Annotated in this window: 1 pseudogene; it reads left to right on the top strand. The window is 56.0% G+C overall.

The annotated features are described in order from the left end of the window. Positions 1-747 (top strand): annotated as a pseudogene (locus tag QQS53_RS12475) (IS3 family transposase); the annotation flags it as partial. Between the last annotated feature and the right edge of the window lie 92 nt (positions 748-839).

Raw genomic sequence — 839 nt, 5'->3', positions numbered from 1 at the left:
GGCGAAGATGATCGCGCAGCATTTTACGATGATGTTGACCGTAAGATTCATCAGATTTGGAAAGACTCTGATGAGGTTTATGGTGCTCCGCGGATCACCGCAGAGCTTGCCGAGCGCTACCAGATCACCTTGAATCGCAAGACTGTGGCTAAACGGATGCGCATGATGGGTATTGAAGGGATTTCACCGCGTGCCTTTGTCCCGGTGACTACAATCCAAGCCAAGCGCAAGTCCACACTTCCTGACCTGGTCAAGCGCATGTTTGATACTGGTGAGCTCAATCGAGTGTGGATGTCGGATATTACCTACCTGCGCACCGGCCAGGGCTGGCTGTATTTGTGCGCGGTCCGCGATGGTCATTCCCGCAGGGTACTGGGCTGGGCTATGGATAGCGTTCAAGACACAAGTTTGGTCGAACGGGCCCTGCGGATGGCGCATACGCTGCGTGGTGACGTTCCTGATGGGCTGGTGTTTCACGCTGACCGCGGAGGGCAATTCACCAGTGAGAAGCTCTGGGAAGTTTGCCGCAACCTCGGCATTGCCCAGTCTGTAGGGCGTACTGGCGTGTGCTTCGATAACGCGATGGCCGAGTCGTTCTGGTCGACGCTAAAGACTGAATTCTATGACCGGCAGCGATGGGCGACCCGTGATGCTGCACGCAAGGCCGTTGCCTACTGGATGGAAGTCGTCTACAACCGTCGGCGTCGGCACTCCGCACTCGGTATGGCAAGCCCCGTCGACTTCGAAAACCACACCGGTTCAACCACCAGTAAAAAAGAAATAGCTGCCTAACCACTAGGTAGCTCCACTACGTGTCCACGATTTGCGGGCAACCCCAC

The sequence above is a fragment of the Corynebacterium sp. 2571A genome (genome assembly GCF_055700935.1).
Note: the sequence above shows the minus strand (reverse complement) of the source record. Positions and strands in the feature narration are given on the sequence as shown.